Origin of the sequence: Vibrio sp. 99K-1 (genome assembly GCF_013114585.1) — a bacterium.
In the GTDB taxonomy this organism is placed as follows: domain Bacteria; phylum Pseudomonadota; class Gammaproteobacteria; order Enterobacterales; family Vibrionaceae; genus Vibrio; species Vibrio chagasii_B.
In genome coordinates this window covers 115,011-138,687 of the sequence record NZ_VTXF01000012.1, presented here as the reverse complement: position 1 = coordinate 138,687, position 23,677 = coordinate 115,011, and the positions used below count along the sequence as shown (strand labels likewise).

Here is a 23,677-nt window from a genome sequence, read left to right as displayed (position 1 = left end):
CATGGAACAAACTACAACAGCTCCATCTCGTTGGGAGCGATTTAAGCAGTCAGACATTCTGTACTACTTCTTACGTGACAAAGTGGCAATGTTCAGCTTTGCTGTATTCACTGCTTTCTTGGTGATGGCATTGGCGGCACCTATTCTAGCGCCAACAGACCCGTATGACGTGACGTCTATCGACATCATGGACTCTGAGCTACCACCGTCTTGGATGGAAGATGGCGAAGAGCGTTTCCTACTGGGTACCGATGAGCAGGGTCGTGACATTCTATCGACCATGCTTTACGGCTCTCGCTTATCACTGACGATTGGTTTCCTAGCCGTTGGTCTACAACTGACTCTAGGTATCATTATTGGTCTGTCTGCGGGTTACTTCGGTGGTCGTATCGATAGCTTCTTGATGCGTTTTGCTGATGTTCAGCTTTCGTTCTCAACCATGATGGTTGCGATCATTGTCTCGGCTATCTTTAAGGCGAGTTTCGGCAGTGACTTCTACGCGCAATATGCGGTAGTGATGCTGGTGGTGATTATCGGTATTGCCGAATGGCCACAATATGCTCGTACGATTCGTGCATCAGTATTGGCTGAGAAGAAGAAAGAGTATGTAGAAGCAGCACGCGTGATGGGCTTCAGAGCACCACGCATTATGTTCCGTCATATTCTACCGAACTGTTTATCGCCAATTTTGGTTATCTCTACGGTACAGGTGGCAAATGCCATCATGTCAGAAGCGGCACTTTCTTTCCTAGGTTTGGGCCTACCGGTAGACCAACCGTCACTGGGCGCACTAATCAGTACTGGTTTTAACTACATTTTCTCTGGTGCGTGGTGGATTACAGCCTTCCCTGGTGTCGTATTGGTGACGCTAGTACTGGTGATCAACCTGCTGGGTGACTGGTTACGTGACGTGTTTAACCCTAAAATTTATAAAGGGTGATAGCTTGGTTTGATTTTTAGTAAAAAAAATCACTAAACTAAGAGCCGTAAGCAATTACGGCTCTTTTTTTGCTTAATGGATCTTGAACTAAGTATCATTGATAGTGTCAATAGTACTTAAAATGGAATTCATGTTTTATCGACATTAATTCGGTAACAATTAACCCGTAAGGGTTTAAGTGGTGGTTATGAAATTGACAATGAATGATGTATGTCGCGCTGTGATTAGAAATTATCGTATGGGGCTTATTGCTGCATCCCTCTTGGTATCGAGCCAAGTTAATGCAGAATCGGTTTTATGTGATGCTACTCAGGCAAGTACCAATCAATTACCACAGCTAGAGCAATCATGTCCGATCGGTAAGGGTGTTTGGGGTAATAAAGCGCCTAAACGTCATTCAGATAACGAGCTGTTTTGGGTTCAATGTGGCTTGCTGAACAAGCCTTTGTCACTGAGCCAAGCAAAACCTCTTTACGGCAAAATTTCGACCAACGTATGGATGAAACCTGAGGGTGGTGATTATCGTTGTTTGATTGGTCCTTACTCTACATTTTCAGATGCAAGAAAAGATCTAGCTCAGGTTCGTAAGGTGCCAGGTTATGGCGAAGCCTTTATTCGTATGGTTGATAAGTCGCAGACCTCATCACAACCTATCGTGGCAAAAGCGGCCAAGCCTAAAGCAGCAAAACCGACACCGATTAAGGCTCCTATAAAACCTGCAACTAAGCCTGCGGCGAAACCCGTAGCTGCGAAGTCAGCGGCAGCAGTGACCAGTGCGGCTGCCATTCAGGCATTGCCAAGTGGTGGCAAAAATTCAGATAACGATCTAGATATTGAAGTTCGCGTGACGGCAAATGTTGCTGGTAGCCAATATGCGATCCCTTACCTGCTAGACCATGAGCAGCAGTTCTACATGGAGCAAGGTAAGCCTTGGAGTCGTTTGGATTACGGTAGTGCAGAGCTGGTATGTAATAAGCTCAACATGAAGCTGATGACTGAAAAGCAATGGCAGAGCATCCTAGGCTCAAAAGTGATGGAAAACCAGAACTGGCCAATGCACCTACCTTATTGGGGAGCGGATAAGAAAGGCCTGTTCACTAATGGTAACGTAAACCAACTCAAAGGCTCTTCACTACTTAACGTGATGTGTGTGAAGTAACAAGTCGGATTGAAACCTTACTTAAGCCTCAGCGATTGCTGGGGCTTTGTTGTTTTTAGGTCTCGTAATTCAAAGGCTAGGGGTACTTGGTTAAGCAGTGTATCGATAGCTGATGGCAGACGCCTTCAAATGAATTTGATCAAAAATCACTAAAAATTGCTCAAATAGTGCGGTTGGTGCGTAGAAAACCATAACTCAGCAACAAGGTGATTGAGATTATGAGTTTGAAAAAACGATTAGAAGATGTGGCTCCTAGCTTCGAAGCTGGGGGGAAGTACGAGAAGCTCTACCCAGTGTATGAGGCATTTGCGACCATATTTTACACGCCAGGGAATGTGAACCGAGGTATAACCCATGTCCGGGACAGCATTGACCTAAAACGGATTATGATTCTGGTGTGGCTAGCCACTTTCCCCGCGATGTTTTGGGGTATGTACAACGTAGGTCATCAATCCGTGATGGGGTTAACCGCTACCTATTCCGGTGCCGAGCTTGCTTCTATCATCGATAGTAGTTGGCGCCTATCGTGGGCGTTTGGTGATGCACCGTCGTTAGTAGCAAGCGGCTGGGGAAGCCAGATGTTTTTGGGGGCGCTCTACTTTTTACCTGTTTATGCCACCGTGTTTGTGGTCGGGGGCTTCTGGGAAGTTTTATTTGCCGTTGTAAGAAAACACGAGGTGAATGAAGGCTTTTTTGTAAGCTCAGTACTGTTCGCACTTATTCTCCCGCCAACAATCCCGCTGTGGCAAGCCGCTTTGGGTATTACCTTTGGTATTGTCGTTGCCAAGGAGTTGTTCGGTGGTACAGGGCGAAACTTCCTCAACCCTGCACTGGCGGGGCGAGCGTTTCTTTACTTTGCCTATCCTGCCAACATGTCCGGCGGCTTGGTATGGGTTGCCGCTGACGGCTACTCAGGAGCGACACCGCTCAGCCAATGGTATGAAGGTGGCGGCTCGTCGCTGATCAATAACATGACAGGTGAGGCAATCACTTGGATGGACGCCTTTATCGGTAATATTCCGGGATCAATGGGTGAAGTATCTTCACTGCTTATTATGCTGACCGGTGTGATTCTGATTGTCATGAAGATAGCATCGTGGCGCATTGTGGCTGGTGTGATTGTTGGTCTTGTGGCAACCTCGAGCTTACTAAACTTGATTGGTTCAGATACTAACTCAATGTTTTCGATGCCGTTCTACTGGCACTTTGTGTTAGGTGGCGTCGCGTTTGGTACCTTCTTCATGGCGACCGATCCAGTATCTGCCGCCTTCACTAATAACAGTAAATGGGCCTACGGGATTCTGATAGGTGTGATGACGGTCGGTATTCGAGTACTCAACCCTGCATACCCAGAGGGCATCATGCTCGCTATCTTATTTGCGAACCTGTTTGCTCCGCTATTTGATTTCATGGTGAAAGAACAGAATATTAAGCGTAGGCAAAAACGCATGGCGCGTTAAGCCACTAAAGAAAAAGGCTTGCCGATGTGCAAGCCTTTCTATTGATAAAGAAACATAAAAGCCATTCAACTCCACTTCAAATCAATCTCGAATGGTTGTGTACTGCCACAGTGTTCGCCACACATTTCATCGTAAGCGCTGTTATGTATCAGTGTTGCTGACGATACGCCTTGATCGCTAAAGTGGTCACGCGCTTGATTGACACTCAAAAACTTCATCGGATGGTGGTGGTCGTCTTTAATTAACTGCTTCTGCTCGCCAACGACTTGGTAAGCTAAATAAATCCCGCCTTCAAATGATTCAATTAGTAGATTCATCACAAACTCCATTTTTGTTCTAGATAGGTCTTTGTTTTGGTATCTACGTTAATAGTTGTTTGAAGGTTCATGTGGCTTTAAAAATGAAAAAACCAGAAGCTCGGCTTCTGGTTTCTGATTAGGCCATCAAACTAACTCAGTGACTAGTTGATCTTCTGCATGATGCTAACACGACCGTTGGTATCACCTTGGTTATCCATCTTACGGCGGATAAGTAGGCCTTCATCCCAGTTAGTGCCTGCAGGTTGGTATTCCCACTTAACGAAGTATTCATTCTTGCTATCGCAAGTATTGTCCTCAGGAATGCTTGAATCTGGATCAAAATCATCTTGGTCGCAGAAACGAACAACGGTGTTCAGTTCTGTTAGTGTCGCTTTTGAAGCTCGGTCTGTTTGACCAAACCACCAGTAATCGATAGCGCCTAACTCCGCGTAGGTTGCATCAAACTGCCCCATATCTTCTGGCGAAGATTGACCATCGTTTTCACTGCCACATTCAGAACCAGATGTCGTTACTTTTGTTGCGCCGAACACCATAGTACTCACTGCAACTTCGCCATTGTCACAGTACTCTTTCGTTTCCCATGTACCAGTGAAATCTACGTAACGTTCAGAATCTTTTGTTGGGATCTCGTAGTAGTAAGCAACACGCTCCGTTACGCGAGGTTGGGGGTTGTTTGCGTCGCTACCCAGCGTCTCTTTCTTAACAATCTCAGAATAAATGCCAGTTACAGGGTCGAAAGAGCCAGAAGTGGTATCACGAATCCAGTTTGATGTGTTGCTGTCTTCGTCTTTGTCATCCCAGACATTGTTTGCTGTGTAGTGATTCAAATCTGAAGCTTTTTGTACATCAAATGGCTTCCACCCTTCGATGTCTTCGGCTGTGAACTCTTCATCAGCGGTTGCTGATTTTGCTAAGTCTCGAAGTTTGTATGCGAAAGCACTATTGAGAACGAACGCGCTATCAGGGTTAAGGTCGCCATTCTCAAGATCTATTTGGTCGTCACCGTCAATATCACAGCCGCTTCTTTCAGGTTCTTTCTCATCGATCCACTGATTTGTAGAATCAGCAACACATGTTAGGTATTGCTCAGCAAAGCTTTCTGATAATGAATAGTCGTTAGAGCCTGCAAGCGTAGTGACTGATTCTGCAGAGTTCACTTTGAACGTCATCTCGGTCATGCCGCGAGTACGCTCGAACATGTCTTCTTCCATTAGCTTGTCAGCGTGGACGTAAATGAATTCGTTAGAGTTCTGGGTGACATCAATGTAACGAACGAATTTGCCAGCAGTGATAAATGGATTTGCAGAGTCATCACCGCGTTCCATTGATCCAAATGCAGATTGCATGTGTGTTAGAGCGTCGTTTTCTGAAGCGATATTTGCAGCTTCTACACCAACAGCTACTAGGAAGTCCGTTACGCTTGTAGTGTCATCTAGGCTTAGATCTTTCATCTTTGTTAACGTAGCAGCATCAGGTTCTCGCAGCATATCTGGAATTGTCAGAATTTCATCTGAAGTGTTACCAAACTGGTTGTCCAAAGACTGAAGTAAAATTGCTAGGTTAAGTGCACGAGCGTATTTACCCGCCGCTTCAAATGGAGTCAGTACATCACGGTTTGATGCTGCACCTACTTTTAAGCCGTTTTCACCGCCAATGAAGAAGGTAATTGTGTCGCTAGTTTTAGCGGTAAATTCGCCTTCACTAGTTGTAACACCGTTTAAGCCAGAGCTAGTGCTGTAGTAGATACCTTCAACAGCTGCGTCGATAAACTTATTGGTAGTTGATGTTTCAGTTGGTGTTGTGACACTTGAACTGTCGCTACCACAACCTGTTAAAGCCACTGCAATCGCCGCTGCGAGAATACTCACTTTTTTCATTACTCGTACATCCCTTATGTAGTTGAGTTATTTTTGTTGTTATGTGTGTGTTTTTATAGCGCGCGATTGTATTGTGATCTTTATTCCAAGTTAAGTGGGTAAAATACTGTTCGGTTAACAAATATTCGAACCATACGGTAAAAAACAAAAAAAGCCGACAGATGTCGGCTTTTTTGTAATATTTCTTTGACTTACAAAGAGTTAACGCATAGTTACGAACTCTTCGCTGCCCGTTGGGTGAATTGCCACAACAGAGTCGAAGTCTGCTTTGGTTGCGCCCATCTTCATTGCAACGCCGAAGCCTTGAATCATCTCATCAACCGTGAAGCCGATGCCGTGTAGGCCGACTACTGTCTCTTCTTCGCCAGCACATACTAGCTTCATCTTACAAGGTTGACGGTGCTTGGTTACTGCTGTGTACATCGCAGTGAAGCCAGATGTGTAAACCTTGATGTTGTCTTTGCCGTACTTCTCTTCAGCTTCTTGAGTCGTTAGACCAATAGTACCGATAGGTGGGTGGCTGAATACAACAGTAGGAACTAGGTTGTAGTCCATTTTCGCGTTAGTTTGACCGTTGAATAGGCGCTCAGAAAGCTGACGACCTGCTTTAACCGCTACAGGAGTTAGCTCGATACCGCCTTCCATGATGTCACCAACACAGTAGATGCCAGGAACGTTAGTCGCTTGGAATTCGTCTACCTTGATGTAGCCACGGTCGTTTGTCTCCACGCCAGTTGATGCTAGGTTGATAGCATCGGTCGCTGGGTGACGGCCGATAGCCCAGATTAGGTGGTCAACATTTTGAGTGTTGCCATTCTCTAGGTGCAGAGTCAGCGTGCCATCCGCTTCTTTCACAACTTCTTTAGGCACAGAGTGCGTGTGAAGTGTTGGACCTTCTGCTTCCATTACTTCTACTAGCGTTTCGATGATCATTGGATCGAAGCTACGTAGTGGAGATTCTTTACGGCAGAATAGGTGTGTTTCTGTGCCAAGTGCGCTTAGAACGCCAGCGATCTCAACTGCGATGTAACCCGCGCCGATAACAGCAACGCTTTTTGGTTGCTCCATCAGGTCGAAGAAGCCATTTGAATCGATGCCGTATTCTGCACCTGGGATGTTTGGAATCGTTGGACGACCACCTACCGCGATCAGGATGTGATCTGCTGTGTAGTGTTCGCCGTTAACTTCAACCGTCTTTTCGTCAACGAACTTAGCAAAACCTTTGATTACGTTTACTTTATTGTTACCAAGTACGCGATCGTAAGATTGGTGGATACGACCAATGTACGCTTGGCGGTTCTCAATCAGTTTGCTCCAGTTGAACTTCTTCACTTCAACATCAAAGCCGTAGTCTTCAGAGTATAGGTTGATCGCTTCAGCTACTTGAGCGCCGTGCCACATTACCTTTTTAGGAACACAACCAACGTTTACACAAGTACCACCAAGGTCTTGAGCTTCGATAAGTGCAACTTTTGCACCGTGCATTGCCGCGCGGTTTGCTGATGCGATGCCGCCTGAACCGCCACCGATACAGATGTAATCAAAATGAGTCGCCATTACTTTCTCCATTTATTGAGGGTTGTAGTCACAGTGAGCACACTGGATCCCTACGTCCTATAGATTCTAAAATTGTCTAATTATTATATTGAGGGCAGATTGGTTGAACTCAATCTCCCTGTTCTAAATTTATTCGTCCACATCACAGTCTTTTGACTGCTCTTTGAGCTTCGATGTGGCGTCGAGATTACTCAGGTACGATCCACTCTACTTTGTAGTGACCGGTTGCTGGTGCAATTGCTTCCTTCAAGAATGGAAGAATCTCGTTCATTTGGCTTTCTAGCTTCCAAGGAGGGTTGATAACAATCATGCCTGATGCTGTCATGCCACGCTCGTTGGTGTCTGGTGATACGCCAAGCTCGATCTGTAGAATTTTGTTGATGCCCAAGCTTTCTAAGCCTTCGATCATGTCTTCGATGTCACAACGGTTCACTACCGGGTACCAAATTGCGTAGATACCGGTTGCCCAGCGCTTATGGCTTTGAGCAATGGCTGTCACTACATCACGGTACTCTTTTGCAAGTTCGTACGGTGGATCGATCAGTACTAAGCCGCGGCGCTCTTTTGGCGGCAGGCTTGCCTTTAGACGCTTAAAGCCATCTTCTTTGTAGATCGATACCTGACGATCACGGTGGAACTCTTGCTCAAGCAGTGGGTGGTCTGCTGGGTGAAGCTCGGTCAGTACCATGCGGTCCTGGTCACGCAGGTGGGCACGTGCAACACGTGGCGAACCTGGGTAGTAGCGCAGCTTGTCACTGTTGTTTAGCGTTGAGATAGACTCAAGGTAGCTTTGAATGTCTTCAGGAAGATTTTGCTGTTCCCAGACGCGAGCGATACCTTGTTTGTATTCACCGGTTTTTTCAGACCATTCATGCGTTAAGTCGTAACGACCTACACCAGAGTGAGTGTCATGGTAAACAAAAGGCTTATCCTTCTGTTTCAAAGAATTAAGAATAAGGCTCTGTACGATATGCTTTACTACGTCGGCATGATTGCCTGCGTGGAAGCTGTGGCGATAACTTAACAAATTAAACTCTCGTAACACTCTCGTTTTAGAGTGTGGTTAGTGTAGGTGGGTTAATCTGATTATTATAACCCTCAATGGACCATAAATTCTCGAACAATTCGGGGACAGTCGTCAGCTATCTGCAGTTAGTTATTGGTTCTACTATTGAAATTTGCCTTTATGGGCACTATTTAATAACTATTCGCAGGTGATTTTTTAGGGCGCTGCTTAGCCTGATGACTGTAAGACGACCTCATTACAAAAAAGACGAAAGTCTCTAACGCCAAAGGAATGTTTATATGTCTAATCCGCTATTAACCTTCACGGACTTACCTCCGTTTTCACAAATCAAACCTGAGCATGTTAAGCCAGCGGTTGAGCAAGTGATTGAAGCGTGTCGCAACAAGATAGAACAAGTACTTGAAGGTAATGCTTCGCCAAGCTGGGACAACCTAGTTGCTCCAATTGAAGAAGTGGATGATCGTTTAGGCCGTGTTTGGTCACCAGTAAGTCACATGAACTCGGTTGTGAACAGTGACGAGCTGCGTGAAGCGTATGAAAGCTGTTTACCTCTGTTGTCTGAGTACGGCACGTGGGTTGGTCAACACAAAGGTCTGTTTGAAGCGTACAAAGCGATCAAGGCGAGCGAGGCGTTCTCTGGGTTAAATCGAGCTCAACAAAAAACTATTACTGATGCACTGCGTGATTTCGAACTGTCGGGCATTGGCTTACCAGCAGACGAACAGCACCGCTATGGCGAGATCAGCAAACGTCAGTCTGAGCTGGGTTCTCAATTTTCAAACAACGTACTTGATGCAACCATGGGTTGGAGCAAGCAGGTCACTGATGTTGCTGAATTGGCAGGCATGCCTGAATCAGCACTGGCGGCGGCAAAAGCGGCGGCAGAGGCTAAAGAGCAAGAAGGTTACCTGCTGACTTTAGATATCCCATCGTACCTACCAGTAATGACCTACTGTGATAACCAAGAGCTGCGTAAAGAGCTGTACGAAGCTTACGTTACTCGCGCTTCAGACCGCGGCCCAAACGCAGGTAAGTGGGACAACACAGAGATCATTACCGAACAGCTTAAGTTGCGTCACGAGATCGCACGTATGCTTGGCTTTGGCACTTACAGCGAGAAATCTCTGGCAACCAAAATGGCAGAGACGCCAGATCAGGTTCTAGGCTTCTTAAATGATTTAGCGGTGAAAGCGAAACCTCAAGGTGAGCGTGAAGTGGAAGAGCTGCGCCAGTTCGCTGAAAAAGAGTTTGGTGTGTCTGAGCTAGAACTTTGGGACATCCCTTACTACAGCGAAAAACAGAAGCAGCACCTATTCCAAATTTCAGATGAAGAGCTACGCCCTTACTTCCCTGAATCGAAAGCGGTATCGGGCCTGTTTGAAGTACTGAATCGTGTATTCGGTATGACAGTGAAAGAGCGTGAAGGCGTCGACACATGGCATGAGTCGGTACGCTTCTTTGATATCTTTGATGCTAATGGCACACTGCGTGGTAGCTTCTACCTAGATTTGTACGCTCGTGAACACAAGCGTGGTGGTGCATGGATGGATGACTGCCGCGGTCGCCGTATTACCGCTGCAGGTGAACTACAAACGCCAGTCGCTTACCTAACGTGTAACTTCAATAAACCAGTTGGCGACAAGCCAGCATTGTTTACCCACGATGAAGTTGTGACTCTGTTCCATGAGTTCGGCCATGGTATCCACCACATGCTGACTCAAGTAGAAGCTGGCGCGGTTGCAGGTATCAATGGTGTGCCTTGGGATGCGGTTGAGTTGCCAAGTCAGTTCCTAGAAAACTGGTGTTGGGAAGAAGAGGCATTGGCGTTCATCTCTGGTCATTTCGAGACCGGTGAAGCGCTACCTAAAGAGATGCTAGAGAAGATGCTAGCGGCGAAGAACTTCCAATCTGCGATGTTTATTTTGCGTCAGCTAGAATTCGGCCTGTTCGACTTTACGCTACACACTACTTACGACCCAGAAGTGGGTGCGCGCGTACTTGAAACACTGGCTGATGTGAAGTCTAAAGTGGCAGTACTGCCAAGCCTTGATTGGAACCGTTTCTCACACAGCTTTAGCCACATCTTCGCTGGTGGTTATAGCGCGGGTTACTACAGCTACCTTTGGGCTGAAGTGCTATCAGCAGATGCGTTCTCAGCATTTGAAGAAGAGGGTATCTTCAACACTGAAACGGGTAACCGCTTCCTGAATAACATCCTAGAAATGGGTGGCAGTGAAGAGCCAATGGAGCTATTCAAACGCTTCCGTGGTCGTGAGCCTCAAATCAATGCGATGCTGCGCCATGCAGGTATCAGCGCGTAATATTGTGCTGGTTAGAATGTAAAAAGAGCCTTCTAGAGAGGCTCTTTTTGTATCTGTTTATCAAGCGACTATGGGTTCACATTACGATTGATTGGGTTTTGCAGTGAGATTAGCGTCTCGGTTGATTGCACTTCATCAATTGCCTGCAACTTATCGATCAGGACGAACTGCAGCTCTTCAATCGACTTACACATCAACTTAACGAAAATATTGTAGGCACCAGTGGTGTAGTAGGCTTCAACTACTTCATCTAGAGCATTCAGTTTGGCGATTGCCGAGTGGTAATCTTTGGCTGCATTCAGGTTGATACCAATAAAGCAACATACGTCGTAACCTAGCTTTTTCGTGTTTACCACCACCTCGGTACGCTCAATAATGTCGGCCGATCTCATTTTCTCGATACGGACGTGAATAGTCGCAGGGCTTACGTCAAACTGCTTGGCCATCTCGGCGTAAGGCGTACGAGCATCTTCCATCAAGGTTTTCAGAATGGCACGGTCTAGGTCATCGAGACGAGCGGTGGTTGTGGACATGCGTAACCCTTAGATTTAATGAAAATATATCGGCTAGAGTACATATCATAGCCAAGGGTGATAATATTAGCAGCAACAATGGTGTTAGGGTGAATTCAGTGCGATTTTGGGTGTTATTTATTGCGATGTGTTGGAGCGTATTCGCTTCGGCGCAGACAAAAGATGTATTGGTTATCCACTCCTACCATCAAGGATTTTTCTGGACGGATGATTTCCATAAAGGGTTATCCGAAGAACTCGATCGCGACGGGTTGTCTTACCGCGTCGTTTACCTCGACAGCAAACGCTCTCAAAATCCTGAATACCTAGAGCGCGTGTACCAGCTTTACCACACCAAATTAATGCACGAAGAGTTTGCAGCGGTTGTGGTGAGTGATAACAACGCCCTAAACCTGATGAAGCGTTTAGCGTCAGATCTCGATGGAACCCCGGTCATCTTTGGTGGCATCAACAACTTCTCTCCTAAAATGATCGAAGGTTTGAACGCAACCGGTATCACTGAAGACATCGATCTGGTTGGTAACATCGAACTGATCAAGCGCCTCCAGACGACCGTGAAAAAAGTCTACATGGTGACCGATCATTCGGTGACTGGTGAGGCCATTCGTGCGCAAATCGATCTGTTTATTGAAACTAACCCTCAATTTGCAGATTTGATTGAACATTATGTTCCAGACTCATACCAAGAACTGACGACTTTTTCGCAGCGTGCAGACCTAGGGAAAAGCTTGCTGTTTTGGGCGTATTACCGAGATGCGAAAGGTGAAGTGAGTAGTGATGAAGATTGGCGACAACTGAACATTAAAACGCAAATGCCGCTGTATATGGTGCATGACTTAGGCCTAGGTTTTGGGGCCATTGGCGGGGTGATTCAAAGCGGTGAAACTCAAGGACGTAACACGGGGCGCGTTTTGTTGCAGGTGTTGGCGAATCCTAATGATCCGTTACCTCCTGTAGTTGCTGGTGCACCGGAGATTAAGCTCGACTATCAACAAATATCGCGTTGGGATCTCGGCGCTGAGAATGAAGCTGCAGTGACATTCCTCAACAAGCCTAAGTCTTTCCTGACGCGCTACCGCGATGAAATTCGCACCATAGGTTTAATGTTCCTTGGTATGTCGTGCGTGATCGCCACCTTGGTGTATTACCTCAATCGTCTTAAGAAAAGCGAACGTGCAAGCCGCCAAAGCCAACGACTGTTGGAGTCGATATTCGACCAGAGCCTTCAGTTTATGGGCATTATCGACAAAGACGGTGTATTGCTGTCGAGTAACAGCAAGCTGCATGAACTGCTCTACAATCAGGGTTACAAGTTAGGAACACCTTTGCAAGAACATCAGCACTGGGAAGATTCTGCCAGTGAGGTGTTGAAAGAGTATTTTGTTGAGCGAGATGATCACCCATCTTTACGCTTTGAAGCTGAGGTTTGGTGTCGAGATCGCGGTGCGATGGTGCTGGATATCTCACTGAAGCCGATGCCGGGCAGCGAAGAAGGTGATATTCAGTTCTTGTTTGAAGCGCGCGATGTGACTTCACGTAAGTTGGCTGAGAACAAGCTGTTCCAACGTGAAGCGAACCTAAAACTCTATTACGACAAACAACCGGTGATGATGATTACCTTGGATGGCAATAACCGCATCCAACAAGTGAACCAGTTTGCCGAAGAGCTGCTTGGTTACCCACTGGATGAACTTTTAGGTCATCGCCCTAGAGAGTTCTATGTCGATGAGAACGCGATGATTCCACGTCATATCTTGTTGCAGCCACAGCATAAGATCCGCGGGGTATGGCGTCGTGATATTGAATATCGTCATGCTGATGGCAGTACGATCTGGATTCGAGAAAATATTCGTCCGCTGGTGGAGTCTGATCAGTTGCTGATTGTGGGTGAAGACATCACCGAGACACATGAGCTTTCTGAGAAATTGGAGTATCAGGCGCGCTATGACTTGCTGACTGATACCTTTAACCGCAACCACTTTGAGCAAGAGCTACAGAAGGCACTCAAAGAGGTTGAGAGCCACATGCGTACCCACGCAATGCTGTTTTTAGACCTAGACCAACTGAAAGTTCTGAACGATACCGCAGGGCATGAAGCGGGCGATGCTGCGATCTTGTTTAGCGCGCAGTTATTGGAAGAGGTACTGCCATACAATGCGGTATTGGCGCGTATGGGTGGTGACGAGTTTGCTGTACTCATCAAAGACTGTACTGAGCGAGATGCGGTGAATGTGTGTCGCAGTATTATCTCGACGATGGGCGACAATCCATTCTTGTGGGATGACATCCGACTAAACTTGACCTGCTCTATCGGTATTCGATTGATTGACCATACCGCGGCTTCACCACAAATGGTGCATGCTCAGGCAGACGCGGCATGTCATGCAGCCAAAGAGGAAGGGCGTAACCGTTATCACCTTTACCATCAAGATGATGAAGACTTGCGTCGTCGTCACCTAGAGATGGAGTGCGTCAATTTAGTACATGAAGCTTTAGCTAATGATCGCTTGGAGTTGTTTGCGCAGCGTATTTTAGGTTTAGACGAAGACAGCGACAAAATGCACTTCGAGATCTTGGTCCGCATTAAGAACGTCGATGGGGAATACATCTCTCCAGGGATCTTCATGCCAGCTTCTGAGCGCTACAACATTGCGCATTTGATTGATCGCCAAGTGATCGGCCAGACACTGAGCTGGTTGGAACAACGTCCACATCTGATTGATGAGCTAGGGATGTGCTCTATCAACCTTTCTGGTCACTCGATGGGTAACCGAGAGTTTGTTGAGTTCTTGATTGAAAGCTTGAGTAACTCGTCGATTCCGTGTCATAAGATCTGCTTAGAGATCACCGAAACAGCGGCGATGAGTAACATGAAACAGGCGATCAAGTTCTTCACTCGAATCAAAGACCTCGGCTGCATGATCGCGCTGGATGACTTCGGATCTGGTTTATCGTCGTTTGGTTACTTGAAGAAGTTGCCAGTCGACATCGTTAAGATCGATGGCCTGTTCGTGCGTGATATTGATGTCAATGAGATGGACCATGTGATGGTTCGTTCTATCAATGATCTAGCCAAGCAGATGGGTAAGCACACAGTGGCCGAGTTCGTTGAAAACACCCAGATCATCGACAAGTTGATTGAACTCGGTGTGAACTACGCACAGGGTTATATCATTGGTCGACCTAAGCCGCTTGCTGAGCTGGTTGATGAACTTCAGCAAGAACGAGCGTTAGAAAACGCAAACTAACTAGGCCTTGTGTACAGCCTTGTTTTAATCTCGTGACTTTCGGTGCTAATAGTTTGCACCGCTAATATGTATTGTTGAGGCAATCAGGTAAACTGGTTGCCTCTTTTGTTTTGAATACTACTGTCTGTTGGAGACGACCTTGCAACTACAACTGATTTGCGAAGATGCTACCCAAATCGATCATCTGAATGACTTAGCGACTCGTTGGAATTTATCTCACGCTGAAAACAGCGAATTTGCTTTGGTGCTGACTAGCGAGCGACTTGAGCTGCGCAAAGTAGACGAGCCCAAGTTAGGCGCTATCTTCGTTGATTTAGTTGGCGGCGCGGTTGGTCATCGACGTAAGTTTGGTGGCGGTAAAGGTCAAGCTATTGCCAAGGCGGCAGGTTTAAATAAAGGGGCTACGCCAACCATTCTTGATGGCACGGCTGGCTTAGGGCGCGATGCATTTGTACTGGCTTCTCTAGGTTGTAAGGTGCAGATGGTCGAGCGTCATCCTGTTGTTGCAGCGCTGCTTGATGATGGATTACAGCGTGCGCAGCAAGACCCTGATATCGGTGGCTGGGTTAGCGAACGTATGAAATTGATTCACGCTTCAAGCCACGATGCGCTGGATAAACTCAGTGACGATCCTAACTTTGAGCAACCGGATGTGGTGTATCTAGATCCAATGTACCCACATCCAGAGAACAAAAAGAAATCGGCTCTAGTCAAAAAAGAGATGCGCGTATTCCAATCTTTGGTCGGTGCAGACTTAGATGCTGATGCTCTATTGGCACCTGCAATGAAGCTCGCATCAAAGCGAGTTGTGGTCAAAAGACCTGATTGTGCGGCTTGGTTAGATGAGCAAAAACCGAGTATGGCGATCGAAACCAAAAAGAACCGTTTTGACGTGTATGTGAAAGCATCAATGACTTAATTGAAGCATCAATAACTTAGACACACGCTAAGAAAATTTCCCGTCATAAATACGATAAATTGCTATTTAACACTTGCGATAGTCGCGTTACGGATGTATATCTAACTAAGAATCATTATTATTCTTAGCTGGAGTTGTAGCATGGCTAAACGCTTTTGTAAGTTAAACCGTCGAGATATTACCGAACACCTAGGCGAGATCCACAGCTTGGTTACTGAACCTAAGTTTGTGTGTCGCTCTTGTGCGCGTTCATCGGCGGACGAAGCGAACCTATGCAAACCATCTGCAATCCCACCGCTTGGCTGCCAGAATAAGCCGATTGAAGAAAAGGCGGCTTGTGGTCTGTTAGCCGAAACGCTACCAAAGCCTGAAGTCACCTTGGCAGAGGTCCCAGATTCATCAGTACAACTGTTTGACCCAGCCGCTGCTCTTGGAGACGCAGACAAACAAGCGTCACCGAAAAAAGCCAAACTGAAAAAACGCATTGCTAACGCGAGTGGTGCTGAGAAATCAGAACTGAAGCGAGCGAAGAAAGCGGCTAAGAAACAAGAGAAATACAATAAGAAGCTGGCGAAGATGATTAAGAAGCAGCAAAAGCTGTTTAAGAAAAGCCAGAAGCTGGAAAGTGAATTGGAACGCATCAACCTACGACTTGATGATGTAGCCTTCACGGAAAACCAGGCTGTGGTTGTGAATCACATCCACTAACAACAGCTGTTGAACATTATTCAACGCGTTAGCCAGATCTAAAAAGAGCGACCTTAGGTCGCTCTTTTGCTTTTTGTCTCCTAAGAGAACTTGGCCGCGCTGGCGCATTTAAATCTGTTGGGCGTTGCTCGCCGATCTCGCGACACGCTTTTTCACCCACGTCTCATTTACGATGAGAGAAAGCAAGATAACCCCGCCGCCAATCGAAAGTCGCACCAAATCAACGTCTCGGTTCCAGATCAGGATGTTTACGACTAGACCTGCAGGTACCAACACGTTATTCATTACGGCAAGTGCACCTGCATTTACCATGCATGCGCCTTTGTTCCACATAAAGTAGCCCAATCCAGAAGCGATTAAGCCAAGGTAGATCAGGATTCCCCATTGAAGTGAAGTGGTCGGTAGTTTTTCAGGGTTGCCTAGTAGTAAGAAAGCAACCGAAGCCACACATAGAGCGCCGAGGTAGAAATAGCCAAATACGGTATGTTGAGGAAGTTCTGTCGATTCCTTCTCCATCACAACTTTATAGCCCACCTGACCAATCGCAAAGCATAGGTTCGCGCCCTGTACGACTAGGAAGCCAACTAAAAAGTTGTCGTTGATGCCGGCGAACTTAATGAATACCGCGCCTAATACCGCAATCGCAGCCGTGACTAAGTACCAAGGTGAGAACTGCCCTTTGAGAAAGTCATAAATCAGTGTGACATAAATTGGGGTAAAGACAGTAAATAGCAAAACTTCCGGTACGGATAGCAGCAAGAAAGATTGGTAATAGAAGCAGTACATCAGGCCAAGCTGAATACCACCAATTGCCATCAATTTGCCGATCAATTTCCCAGGGATGCCACGGAATTTCAGGAAAGGAAGAAACACGATACCTGCCAGAGCAACACGCATCAGAACAGAGAACCAAGAATCAACCTGACCAGCAAGGTAGACGCCGATCAGGCTAAAAGAGAAGGCCCATAGGAGGGTAACACCAGCTAAATAGCTCATAGTAAAACTTCGTTAATAAGATATGAGCTGTATGTTACCTAACCTTAAATCATTAGTCTTCTGAATCTCTCAGAGGCACGACCAGCATATCCACCGGAGAGGCGTTGATCAGTTGTCGTGTTGAAGAGAGCAGCTTGCTCCAAAAATCTTGATGGTGCCCACATACCACTAAATCAACGTTGTATTCTGTGATGGTATCGCACAGTTCATGGCTCAAATCACCGCTACCTACAAGCGTATGAGTGATCGGGTATTGAGCGTGTTCCGCAAAGTTTTGTAGCTGAATGCGAGACGCTTCCATCGCGTTGTGTTGGGTCTCTGCCATATTGATGTCAATCAGTCCGGTATAGAGCTCTGCGTAGTTAATATCGATATGGATAAAAGAGACTTTGGCTTCTAATGGCTTTGCCAATGCTACCGCTTTATCCACAATTAATTTGCTGTCATCTGATAAATCGACCGCGACCAAAATATGTTTGTAACTCATATCGCTACCTCCTTTATTCATTGTCTGATTAAAGATTAGCACTATGCGATGCCTTTTTTTGCTGAAGTGATCTCATATCCATCGTCTTGCGTAGTGAAGGTTCGAAATATCGGTTAACTAATGGTCAGCGAGATATTAATAAAATAGTGATATAGTAAAGAAAATTGAGGATGTACTTAGGAGTCTTAAATGCTGTCAAAAACTATGGTTGAGCAACTGAACGATCAAATTAATCTAGAATTTTTCTCATCCAATCTATACTTACAAATGAGTGCTTGGTGTGAAGACAAAGGATTTGAAGGTGCAGCAGAGTTTCTGCGTGCTCATGCGGTAGAAGAAATGGAACACATGCAGCGTCTTTTTACTTACGTAAGTGAAACAGGTGCAATGCCAATTCTGGGTGCGATTGAAGCACCAAAACATGAATTTGAAAGCCTTGGCGCAGTATTCCGTGAAACCTACGAACACGAGCAGATGATTACTGAAAAGATCAATAAGCTGGCTCACGTTGCTTTCAGCACACAAGACTACTCAACCTTTAACTTCCTGCAATGGTACGTTGCAGAGCAACACGAAGAAGAGAAGTTGTTTAAAGGTGTATTGGATAAGCTAGAGCTTGTTGGTGAAGACGGTAAAGCACTGTTCTTTATTGATAAAGACTTAGCGCAATTGGCAAAAGATGGTTCATCTTCAATCATGGATGCTCCTGCAGTCTAGGCTGTAAGAAAAAGACTCTGATTATCTTTTTCTTTTGAGTTTTCCTTTGAAGATGTAGGGAGGAAAGGATGATCAGCGGCGACACTATTCTATTTGCACTAATGGTTGTGACTTGCGTGAACTGGGCACGTTATTTTACGGCGCTACGCACGCTTATTTATATTATGCGAGAAGCACATCCTCTACTTTATCAACAAGTAGACGGAGGTGGGTTCTTCACAACTCATGGCAATATGACCAAACAAGTACGCTTGTTTAGTTACATCAAAAGCAAAGAGTACCACCATCACCACGACGAAGTGTTCACTTCCAAGTGTGATCGTGTAAGACAGTTGTTCATACTCTCTTCTGCTCTGCTGGGTGTAACGTTATTGTCTGCGTTTATCGTTTAGGTGAGCGATACGTGTGATTAGAGCGTCGGTTGTTCGTTTGGCGAGCTTAGCAATGTTAGACAAGCTTCTCGCGCAATAGCAGCTGTCTGAGATTTGTACGATTGAACACCAATTGCAAAGTTTAAAATTGCCGCTAAAATAGCGAGCAATTAGTAAGGATGTGCTGTTAACGCACATCCTTTTTTATTGATGGCATTTTGAGAACAGGGCGTACTCGGAATGCAAAGTGAAGAAAGCAGAGCCACAATGAGTGAAAAATTTGATGTAATCGTGATTGGTGCGGGCGCCGCAGGCTTAATGTGTGCCGCGGAAGCTGGTAAACGCGGCCGACGAGTGCTGGTGGTTGATCATGCGAAAAAGCCAGGCAGAAAAATTTTAATCTCAGGTGGTGGCCGCTGTAACTTCACTAACTATGATGTGTCTGCGAATAACTTCCTGTGTAACAACCCTCACTTCGTGAAGTCAGCTTTATCTCAATACACCAACTGGGATTTTATCTCGATGGTGAGCAAGTACGGCATTGAGTTTGAAGAGCGCGACCACGGCCAGTTGTTCTGTGTAAATGACCACACCGCAAAAGACATCGTGAGCATGTTGCTTGATGAGTGTAAGCAAGTGAAAGTCGAACAGCGCTACCGATGCGATGTTCATTCCATTGAAAAGACCGATTCTGGCTTCAAAATGCACCTCAATACCGACCAAGTTGAGTGTGATTCACTGGTGGTAGCGACCGGTGGTTTGTCGATGCCTAAGCTGGGCGCCACGCCATTTGGCTACAAGATTGCCGAGCAGTTTGGTTTGTCTGTGATGCCAACTACGGCGGGCTTAGTGCCGTTTACGCTGCATAAAGAAGACAAAGAAGACTTCGCTGAGCTTTCTGGTATCGCGATTCCTGCGGAGATCACGGCGCAAGACGGTACCTTATTCAAAGAAGCGCTGCTGTTTACGCACCGTGGTCTATCTGGTCCTTCAGTATTGCAAATCTCTTCGTTCTGGAAAGCGGGTCAGTCGGTTTCGATTAATCTAGTACCTGAAGTCGATGTTGCTGAACTGCTGGCTAACTCTCGCGAGAAGCACCCAAATCAGAGCCTGAAAAACACCTTGGCGAAAGCACTGCCGAAGCGTTTTGTGGAAGTGTTGATTGACCGTAAAGAGCTGGAAGACAAACCGCTTAAGCAGTTCAACGAAAAGCAGCTTAATGGCATTGTTGAGCACCTAGAAAACTGGAAGATCGCACCCAATGGCACAGAGGGCTACCGCACTGCGGAAGTTACGCTCGGCGGTGTCGATACCGATCATTTATCTTCAAAAACCATGGAATGTAAGAACATCAAAGGCTTGTTCTTCGTTGGTGAGGTGATGGACGTAACTGGCTGGCTTGGTGGCTACAACTTCCAATGGTGTTGGTCGAGCGGCTTTGCGGCGGGCCAGTGGGTATAAGCGTTTCGCTTATTCATTAGTTCAGATTACATAAAAATGGCGAGTCATACGACTCGCTATTTTTGTATCTAGTTTAGAGTTAAAGGTAACTCAATTGATGGCTTTCGCGACCAATCGAGTATTTTCGCTCTTATTTACGCAGCTTTGTCTTTTGAGAATTTGATTTGTTGAATCACTAAGCCAGCAATAATCAGCACTAAACCAAACAGGGTTGATGGATGAATTTCTTCGCCGATAATGGTGGAAAGTAGCATCAAAGAGATAAAAGGTGATGCGAAAATTAGGTTACTGATGCGTGCTGTGTTGTTGGTGAGCTTCAATGCCGATAGCCACAACACAAAGGTAATTCCCATCTCAAACAGGCCAACGTAAGTCACCGCCATCCAACCTTTCGCCGTGATTTGGCTAAAGCTCTCGCCCTCGAAAATGGTTAAACCAATCGCAAAGGGTAGCGCCACTAAGAATCCAAGCAGTACGCCCACCACAGGATCAGCCTTGTTTTTGGTGTTAAGTATCCAGTAGCCCGCCCAAAGCAGGGTTGAAAGCAGCGCCAATGCGACGCCAAGTGGGCTATCGAACTGCATACCTAGTACATCGCCTTTGGTGGCAATAACTACCACACCCGCATAACTGAAGGTACAAGCCACCCAATCTTGCCTACGAATCTTTTGTCCCAGAAAAACCGCTGCCATCAGCGTTAGCGTGATAGCCCAGCTGTAGTTGATGGCTTGAGCTTGAGAAGCTGGCAACAGGTCGTAGGCTTTGAAGAGAATCAGGTAGTAGGCCAGTGGGTTAACCAAACCAAGCAGTAGGTAGTACCAAGGGTTTGAAAGGAACGTAGTACTCAGCTGAGAGAGCTTACCTTGGAAGGCGCAGACCGCGATCAGCGCAATCGACGACACAATGCTGGCAATGGTCAGCATTTGGATAGGTGAAAACTCAGCAAGGGTCAGCTTAAAAGCAGTAGCGACCGTTGACCACAGTAGCACTGCGGAAAGGCCAAAGCCCAAGGCACGACGTTCGTTCATGGCAACTCATTCTAATTGGGTGGGACAGAATACGGAGCGCTTAGTCTATCTGTCGAATTTTAATACGGCAAACTGGACATTTATCCAGTATCAAAATACCATTTAATGAGTTATTTCCAATTAGGCTAAATCATTATCATGCAATGGATTATCGAACATCAGGCAACGCTTATTGCTGCAATTTCTGGCGCACTCGTCAGTGGCGGCGTCGTGGGTTGGTGGGTTAAACAGAAACTCTCTTTTCAGCAGCGATTGCTCGAGCAGCAACTTGAGTCTGATCGTTTGTTGCATGAATCACAGCAGTCACAGCTCAAGTCCTCTCTGGCAGAGGCGCAACAAGAGCTCGATGAGCTAGATGATGAGCGAGACAAAGCCGCATTCGAGCTTAAACAAGCGCACGGCAAGGTGATGGCTGCGATGGAAAAGCTTCGCTATTTCGAAGCGGTCAAACAAGAACGCCAGCAGTACGCTGATGAGATCAATGTGTTGAAAGATCATAAATCTGAGTTGGAGGCTGAACTGCGTGAGCAAGAAGCAAGGCACGATCAAGAAAATCTTGCCAATAGCGAAAAGCTGCAATTGTTAGAGCAGGCTGAATCACGCCTGAAGCAGCAGTTTGAGCATCTTGCCAATCAGCTGTTTGAAACCAAAACCGCTAAGGTCGACCAACAAAACAAGCAGAGCCTAGAGGGGCTACTCTCACCGTTAAGAGAGCAATTAGAAGGCTTTAAGAAGCAGGTTAATGACAGCTTTAGCCAAGAAGCCAAAGAGCGTCACACCTTGGTGCATGAACTGAAGAATCTACAGCGCCTTAATGAAAGTATGACTCGCGAAGCGGTTAACCTGACTCAAGCGCTCAAGGGTGATAACAAGCAACAAGGTAACTGGGGTGAAGTAGTATTGGCTCGTGTGCTTGCTGAGTCTGGCCTGCGAGAAGGGCATGAGTACCAAACGCAAGTGAATCTACAAAACGATGCTGGTAAGCGTTATCAACCGGATGTGATTGTCCACTTGCCGCAAGATAAGCAAGTGGTCGTGGATTCAAAAATGGCGTTGGTTGCGTTTGAACGCTACTTCAATGCCGAAACCGATCAACAGCGTGATGCCGCATTGCGTGATCACTTGGTCTCACTGAGAGCGCACATCAAAGGACTGAGCCAGAAGGATTATCATCAGCTCAAAGGCATCCAAAGCTTGGATTACGTGTTGATGTTTATTCCGGTCGAGCCTGCATTCCAAGTGGCGATTCAGGCTGACCCTAGCTTGGTGAAAGACGCGATGGAGCAAAACATTATTTTGGTTAGCCCAACCACCTTGCTGGTGGCACTGCGTACCATTGATAACTTGTGGCGCAATGAAAGGCAAAACCAGAACGCTCAGGTGATTGCCGAACGCGCAAGCAAGCTTTACGACAAGCTACGCCTGTTTGTCGATGATATGGAAGGTCTTGGTAGCTCGCTAGATAGGGCGAACCAAAGCTACCAAGGCGCGATGAATAAGCTGGTAACAGGCCGAGGTAACGTGATTCGTCAGGCAGAAAGCTTCAAGCAATTAGGCGTTGAGGTGAAGAAACCTATCTCTATTGGCTTGGCAGAAATGGCGCAAAATGAGGCTTTTTCAGAAAATGCCTCCTTAGTAGAAAGACAACCCGCTGAGGATAAAGTAAACTAATCGGCCGCAGCGCCTCTAAACACAGAGCGTGCTGTCGATGAGAACTTACCATGGTAGATAACAGCATTATGGACACAAGCGTGCAGACAAATTCAGCAGTAGAGTCAGAAACCACACACTTTGGTTTCGAAACAGTCGCGAAAGACGAAAAAGTCGCGAAAGTAGCAGAGGTATTTCACTCTGTAGCCGCTAAATACGACATCATGAATGACTTAATGTCGGGTGGTGTTCACCGTTTGTGGAAACGATTCACGATTGATTGCAGTGGCGTTCGCCCTGGTCAGCGTATTCTAGACCTTGGTGGTGGTACTGGTGACCTGACGGCGAAATTCTCGCGCATCGTTGGTGAAAAAGGCCACGTAGTTCTTGCTGATATCAACAATTCAATGCTGAATGTTGGCCGCGATAAGCTGCGTGATAGCGGTATTGTCGGCAACGTACATTACGTACAAGCGAATGCTGAAGAGTTGCCTTTCCCAGACAACTACTTCGATTGCATTACTATCAGCTTCTGTCTGCGTAACGTAACCGATAAAGATAAAGCACTTCGTTCTATGTACCGCGTGCTTAAGCCGGGTGGGCGTCTATTGGTTCTAGAGTTTTCTAAGCCAGTGCTTGAGCCACTTTCTAAAGTGTACGATGCGTACTCATTCCACCTATTGCCAAAAATGGGTGAGCTGATTGCTAATGATGCAGACAGCTACCGTTACCTTGCAGAATCTATCCGCATGCACCCAGACCAAGAAACACTGGAAGGCATGATGCAAGAAGCCGGTTTTGAGAATACGAAATACTACAACCTAACGGGTGGCATTGTTGCGCTGCACCGAGGTTACAAGTTCTAGTTGAACTTGGTAGCAAGCGCTTTGAGCGTGTT

The 23,677-nt window shown here is 46.3% G+C and carries 19 protein-coding genes and 1 pseudogene; 12 read left to right on the top strand and 8 right to left on the bottom strand.

What is annotated here, in order from left to right; all coding sequences use genetic code 11:
- Window position 1: 1 nt before the first annotated feature.
- The 3 genes from F0228_RS11595 (at window position 2) to F0228_RS11585 (ending at window position 3,559) form a co-directional block, all read left to right on the top strand.
- Entirely contained in the window at window positions 2-940 is a 939-nt protein-coding gene (locus tag F0228_RS11595; RefSeq protein WP_008218598.1) for an ABC transporter permease, read from the top strand.
- Between the two features lie 187 nt (window positions 941-1,127).
- Window positions 1,128-2,099: an SPOR domain-containing protein gene (locus tag F0228_RS11590; RefSeq protein WP_116869860.1), complete on the top strand. Its 972-nt coding sequence runs from the start codon at window positions 1,128-1,130 to the stop codon at window positions 2,097-2,099.
- 218 nt (window positions 2,100-2,317) lie between these two features.
- Entirely contained in the window at window positions 2,318-3,559 is a 1,242-nt protein-coding gene (locus tag F0228_RS11585) for an NADH:ubiquinone reductase (Na(+)-transporting) subunit B (RefSeq protein ID WP_171730379.1), read from the top strand.
- 65 nt (window positions 3,560-3,624) lie between these two features.
- On the opposite strand, the pseudogene F0228_RS11580 reads toward F0228_RS11585, so the two are convergent.
- The 4 genes and pseudogenes from F0228_RS11580 to F0228_RS11565 all read right to left on the bottom strand — a co-directional run.
- Window positions 3,625-3,891 (bottom strand): annotated as a pseudogene (locus tag F0228_RS11580) (DUF6482 family protein); the annotation flags it as partial.
- A gap of 128 nt (window positions 3,892-4,019) precedes the next feature.
- Complete coding sequence (locus F0228_RS11575; RefSeq protein WP_171730380.1) at window positions 4,020-5,756, bottom strand: hypothetical protein; 1,737 nt, start codon at window positions 5,754-5,756, stop codon at window positions 4,020-4,022.
- Window positions 5,757-5,957: 201 nt separating this feature from the next.
- A complete protein-coding gene (gene gorA, locus F0228_RS11570; RefSeq protein ID WP_116869859.1) occupies window positions 5,958-7,313 on the bottom strand; it encodes a glutathione-disulfide reductase in 1,356 nt (451 codons plus the stop codon).
- A gap of 187 nt (window positions 7,314-7,500) precedes the next feature.
- Window positions 7,501-8,340 carry a 23S rRNA (adenine(2030)-N(6))-methyltransferase RlmJ gene (locus F0228_RS11565; RefSeq protein ID WP_116869858.1) on the bottom strand — a complete coding sequence of 280 codons (840 nt, stop codon included), beginning with the start codon at window positions 8,338-8,340 and terminating at the stop codon, window positions 7,501-7,503.
- Between the two features lie 278 nt (window positions 8,341-8,618).
- On the opposite strand from F0228_RS11565, the gene prlC reads away from it, so the two are divergent.
- Entirely contained in the window at window positions 8,619-10,661 is a 2,043-nt protein-coding gene (gene prlC, locus F0228_RS11560) for an oligopeptidase A (RefSeq protein WP_171730388.1), read from the top strand.
- Between the two features lie 68 nt (window positions 10,662-10,729).
- Here the strand turns inward: prlC and asnC are convergent, their stop codons facing one another.
- Window positions 10,730-11,194: a transcriptional regulator AsnC gene (gene asnC, locus F0228_RS11555; protein ID WP_008218581.1), complete on the bottom strand. Its 465-nt coding sequence runs from the start codon at window positions 11,192-11,194 to the stop codon at window positions 10,730-10,732.
- Between the two features lie 125 nt (window positions 11,195-11,319).
- On the opposite strand from asnC, the gene F0228_RS11550 reads away from it, so the two are divergent.
- The 3 genes from F0228_RS11550 (at window position 11,320) to F0228_RS11540 (ending at window position 16,069) form a co-directional block, all read left to right on the top strand.
- Window positions 11,320-14,442 (top strand): bifunctional diguanylate cyclase/phosphodiesterase, encoded by a 3,123-nt coding sequence (locus F0228_RS11550; RefSeq protein ID WP_171762249.1) that lies wholly within the window; start codon window positions 11,320-11,322, stop codon window positions 14,440-14,442.
- A 139-nt stretch (window positions 14,443-14,581) separates the two neighbouring features.
- The gene (locus tag F0228_RS11545) at window positions 14,582-15,361 is read left to right on the top strand and encodes a class I SAM-dependent methyltransferase (RefSeq protein ID WP_171730389.1); all 780 of its coding nucleotides are present in this window, start codon (window positions 14,582-14,584) and stop codon (window positions 15,359-15,361) included.
- A gap of 141 nt (window positions 15,362-15,502) precedes the next feature.
- Window positions 15,503-16,069, top strand: coding sequence for a hypothetical protein (locus tag F0228_RS11540; RefSeq protein WP_171730390.1), 567 nt, complete (start codon window positions 15,503-15,505; stop codon window positions 16,067-16,069).
- A 108-nt stretch (window positions 16,070-16,177) separates the two neighbouring features.
- Here F0228_RS11540 and F0228_RS11535 read toward each other — a convergent pair whose 3' ends face one another.
- Together F0228_RS11535 and uspA are read right to left on the bottom strand one after the other, a co-directional pair.
- Window positions 16,178-17,065: a carboxylate/amino acid/amine transporter gene (locus tag F0228_RS11535; protein ID WP_105057723.1), complete on the bottom strand. Its 888-nt coding sequence runs from the start codon at window positions 17,063-17,065 to the stop codon at window positions 16,178-16,180.
- 52 nt (window positions 17,066-17,117) lie between these two features.
- A complete protein-coding gene (uspA, locus tag F0228_RS11530; protein ID WP_061033089.1) occupies window positions 17,118-17,552 on the bottom strand; it encodes a universal stress protein UspA in 435 nt (144 codons plus the stop codon).
- 189 nt (window positions 17,553-17,741) lie between these two features.
- On the opposite strand from uspA, the gene ftnA reads away from it, so the two are divergent.
- From ftnA to F0228_RS11515, 3 genes are all read left to right on the top strand, one after another.
- Entirely contained in the window at window positions 17,742-18,269 is a 528-nt protein-coding gene (gene ftnA / locus F0228_RS11525) for a non-heme ferritin (protein WP_008218572.1), read from the top strand.
- A 68-nt stretch (window positions 18,270-18,337) separates the two neighbouring features.
- A complete protein-coding gene (gene uspB / locus F0228_RS11520; protein ID WP_061033090.1) occupies window positions 18,338-18,661 on the top strand; it encodes a universal stress protein UspB in 324 nt (107 codons plus the stop codon).
- A 246-nt stretch (window positions 18,662-18,907) separates the two neighbouring features.
- Entirely contained in the window at window positions 18,908-20,101 is a 1,194-nt protein-coding gene (locus F0228_RS11515) for an NAD(P)/FAD-dependent oxidoreductase (protein WP_171730391.1), read from the top strand.
- A 134-nt stretch (window positions 20,102-20,235) separates the two neighbouring features.
- On the opposite strand, the gene F0228_RS11510 is transcribed toward F0228_RS11515, so the two are convergent.
- Window positions 20,236-21,129 (bottom strand): DMT family transporter, encoded by an 894-nt coding sequence (locus F0228_RS11510; RefSeq protein WP_171730392.1) that lies wholly within the window; start codon window positions 21,127-21,129, stop codon window positions 20,236-20,238.
- Window positions 21,130-21,267: 138 nt separating this feature from the next.
- Between F0228_RS11510 and rmuC the strand changes: the two genes are divergently transcribed.
- A complete protein-coding gene (gene rmuC / locus F0228_RS11505) occupies window positions 21,268-22,800 on the top strand; it encodes a DNA recombination protein RmuC (RefSeq protein ID WP_061033092.1) in 1,533 nt (510 codons plus the stop codon).
- A gap of 65 nt (window positions 22,801-22,865) precedes the next feature.
- Complete coding sequence (ubiE, locus tag F0228_RS11500; protein WP_032554326.1) at window positions 22,866-23,645, top strand: bifunctional demethylmenaquinone methyltransferase/2-methoxy-6-polyprenyl-1,4-benzoquinol methylase UbiE; 780 nt, start codon at window positions 22,866-22,868, stop codon at window positions 23,643-23,645.
- The last annotated feature ends 32 nt before the right edge of the window (window positions 23,646-23,677 follow it).

Coding starts and splice junctions, on each gene's coding strand:
- prlC (WP_171730388.1), top strand. CDS start 8,619: ATGTCTAATCCGCTATTAACCTTCACGGACTTACCTCCGTTTTCACAA.
- F0228_RS11535 (WP_105057723.1), bottom strand. CDS start 17,065: ATGAGCTATTTAGCTGGTGTTACCCTCCTATGGGCCTTCTCTTTTAGC.
- ftnA (WP_008218572.1), top strand. CDS start 17,742: ATGCTGTCAAAAACTATGGTTGAGCAACTGAACGATCAAATTAATCTA.
- F0228_RS11540 (WP_171730390.1), top strand. CDS start 15,503: ATGGCTAAACGCTTTTGTAAGTTAAACCGTCGAGATATTACCGAACAC.
- F0228_RS11590 (WP_116869860.1), top strand. CDS start 1,128: ATGAAATTGACAATGAATGATGTATGTCGCGCTGTGATTAGAAATTAT.
- asnC (WP_008218581.1), bottom strand. CDS start 11,194: ATGTCCACAACCACCGCTCGTCTCGATGACCTAGACCGTGCCATTCTG.
- F0228_RS11595 (WP_008218598.1), top strand. CDS start 2: ATGGAACAAACTACAACAGCTCCATCTCGTTGGGAGCGATTTAAGCAG.
- F0228_RS11550 (WP_171762249.1), top strand. CDS start 11,320: ATGTGTTGGAGCGTATTCGCTTCGGCGCAGACAAAAGATGTATTGGTT.
- F0228_RS11515 (WP_171730391.1), top strand. CDS start 18,908: ATGAGTGAAAAATTTGATGTAATCGTGATTGGTGCGGGCGCCGCAGGC.
- F0228_RS11575 (WP_171730380.1), bottom strand. CDS start 5,756: ATGAAAAAAGTGAGTATTCTCGCAGCGGCGATTGCAGTGGCTTTAACA.
- rmuC (WP_061033092.1), top strand. CDS start 21,268: ATGCAATGGATTATCGAACATCAGGCAACGCTTATTGCTGCAATTTCT.
- uspA (WP_061033089.1), bottom strand. CDS start 17,552: ATGAGTTACAAACATATTTTGGTCGCGGTCGATTTATCAGATGACAGC.
- F0228_RS11510 (WP_171730392.1), bottom strand. CDS start 21,129: ATGAACGAACGTCGTGCCTTGGGCTTTGGCCTTTCCGCAGTGCTACTG.
- F0228_RS11585 (WP_171730379.1), top strand. CDS start 2,318: ATGAGTTTGAAAAAACGATTAGAAGATGTGGCTCCTAGCTTCGAAGCT.
- gorA (WP_116869859.1), bottom strand. CDS start 7,313: ATGGCGACTCATTTTGATTACATCTGTATCGGTGGCGGTTCAGGCGGC.
- uspB (WP_061033090.1), top strand. CDS start 18,338: ATGATCAGCGGCGACACTATTCTATTTGCACTAATGGTTGTGACTTGC.